Below are 2,771 nucleotides of genomic sequence, written 5' to 3' on the forward strand. Positions count from 1 at the left end.
AGGCTTCGTCCACGCTCCCTGGCGGTATTGGCTGGACAGCGCCGCAGCCCCACGTCTGCGCAATCTCGCGCACCCGCGATGCCGGTGTCAGCCGCAATGACGACAAGGCCGCGTCAGGGTTGGAGGTCACTTGTTCGAGCGTATAGGTGAAATGACTTCCCATACGCTCGATGCTGGAGAGGTCGAACAGGTCGGCATCGTATTCGATTCCAAAGAACAGATCCGGTCCCTCATCCTGCGCATACAGGCTCAGATCGAACTTGGCCACCGTGGCGACGTATTCCATGCGTTCGATATCCAGGCCCGGTACGCCACGCGCCGTACCGGTGCGTGGCATGCCCATGCTGAACATGATCTGGAACAACGGCGCATGCAGACCGCTGCGCTCCGGACTCATGCGGTCGACCACCTGTTCGAAGGTGATCTCCTGATTGTTCAGCGCATCCAGGTTGACATCTCGCACTTGCTTAAGAAAGTCGCGAAACGTTTCATCTGGTCTGCATCGCACACGCAGCGCCAATATATTCACGAAGCAACCGAAGAGAGCCTCCAACGGCTTCTCCAGGCGGTTCATCACCGGAGTACCCACGACGATGTCGGGGTGATCCGAATGACGGGCGAGCACGATCGAAAATGCCGCGTGCAGGAGCATGAAGAGCGTCGCGTTCGACTCATATGCAAATGTCTTCAGTGCTTCATATAACGAACGGTCGAGCATGAAACCGAAGCGCCCGGCAGGGTGCCTGGAATCGCTGCGGCGAGGACGATCCAGAGGCAATCCGTGTACGGGCGGCGCACCCCGCAACGAACGCTCCCAATAGGCCAGCTGACGAGCGGCTTCGCGGTCATGCATGCGTTCGCGCTGCCAAACTGCGTAATCACCATAGGTGATGGCGAGCGGAGGAGCCTGTACCTCGCGACCTTCCCGCATCGCTACATACCAAGGTACAAACTCCTTCTCGAGGACGAGCGTCGACCAACCATCCGCCGCGATATGCGGCATGGAGATCAGCAGAACGACCTCATTGTCTCGAAGACGAACAAGGGAAGCCCTGAACATGAGGTCATTGGACAGGTCGAAAGGTTTCGATGCATTTTCATGTACGACCTCGCTCAATCGCTGTTCGCGAGCCGTTTCGGGTATGTCCCGGAAATCGTGCACGGGCATGTGCAATCGAGCGTCGGATACGGGTACCTGGTGCACGGCGCCGTCTTCGCCTTCCTGCCGATAGACCATGCGTAAGGTTTCATGGCGATCTATCGACAGCTGTAGCGCCCGCCGGGCGATATCGGCATCGAAATCTCCGCGGATACGCAAGGCGGCGTACAAGTTGTACTGCTCGCCCAGCCGCGTAAGACGATCGATGAACCAGAAACGCTCCTGAGCCAATGACAGTGGAGCAGGCGATGCACGATCTGCCCTGGGGCGCAGCGGGCAGCGCTCGGCGCTGACGAACGGGGTATTGCCGGCAACCCAATCCATGATGGCCTGCTTGTTGTTACGGATGAGTCCTGCCATCTCGGCATCAATGGCGCCGGGACGCGAGCGCGTACGAAGCCCCCCATCCTCGACCGCGAACTGGATACCCTTGATGGCCGCCTGTTCGACGAACTCGCGTGCAGAAAACTCCGTCACCACTGCACTTCCTCCATATCTTCGATGCCGTCATCCGCGACGGCGTCGCGAATCCGCATTGCCATAGCATCCAAACTCAACGCATCAAACAGCTGCCGGTACGCCAAGTCGACGCCGAACTCACTACGGATCGAGGCTGTCATCCGAACCAGCAGCAATGAATGGCCGCCGAGTGCGAACAGGTCCGAGTGGCGACGGATACGTGCCACATCGATTTCCAGCAGTTCCGCCCAGATCGCCGCCAGCGCCTGTTCGACGCCCCCGGCAGGCGGGACGCCGTCGCTCCTCCCCGGCGAACTGGCCGGCATGCACCGGCTATCTCTCTCCAGCAGCGCGCGCACGTCCAGCTTGCCGTTGACCGTCGTGGGCAGCTGATCCAGTCGCATCAGCGTCGCCGGCACCATGTAGCTCGGCAACTTCGCCCGCAGCCGCTCCAGCAAGTCGTCCTCCCAGCTGGCCGCTACCGGGGCATCCATCGATGCCACCACGTAACCCACCAGGCGCAGTCCGCCGGCTCCCCCGCGCGCGATCACCGCCGCCGCGGCCACGCCCGGTTCCGTGCGCAGCGCCTGCGCCACTTCCTCCGGTTCCACGCGATAGCCGCGCACCTTCACCTGGCCGTCCAAACGCCCCAGGTATTCCAGCGAGCCATCCCCGCTCCAGCGCACCCGGTCGCCGCTGCGGTAGTAACGGCCCGCATGGCCCGCCACCGTCACGAAGCGCTCCGCCGTTTCCGCCTCGCGGCCCACGTATCCCCGCGCCACGCCGGCACCGCCGATGTACAGCTCGCCCGGCACGCCTTCGGGTTGCTCCTGGCCCTGGCGGTCCAGCACCAGGCAGCGCACATTCGCCATCGGCCGGCCGATCCGCGGCAGCGGACCTTCGATGCGCGCCATCGTCGCGTCCACCGTCGTCTCCGTCGGCCCGTAGGCGTTCAGCGCACCCTCGGCACGTCCCGCGTAGTGCGCCGCGATGCGTCCCCACAGCGTCGCGCCGATCGCCTCGCCGCCGATCACCACGGACGGCAGCGGTGCGCCCTGCACTTCCAGCAACGCCTCGACCTGCAACGGCGTGGCGTCCAGCACCTGGATCGATTCGCGCGCCAGGTACGCACGCAGTTGCATCGGATCCCGGC

2 protein-coding genes are annotated in these 2,771 nt (G+C 63.3%); both read right to left on the reverse strand.

What is annotated here, in order from left to right:
- A partial coding sequence (locus ISP15_RS18050; RefSeq protein WP_404549354.1) for a condensation domain-containing protein occupies nucleotides 1–1,639 on the reverse strand: 1,639 nt, incomplete at its 3' end.
- On the reverse strand, nucleotides 1,633–2,771 hold a 1,139-nt coding region (locus tag ISP15_RS18055; RefSeq protein WP_404549356.1), incomplete at its 5' end, for a non-ribosomal peptide synthetase. The genes ISP15_RS18055 and ISP15_RS18050, both read right to left, overlap by 7 nt.

The sequence above is a fragment of the Dyella jejuensis genome, assembly GCF_044904675.1.
Lineage (GTDB): Bacteria > Pseudomonadota > Gammaproteobacteria > Xanthomonadales > Rhodanobacteraceae > Dyella_B > Dyella_B jejuensis.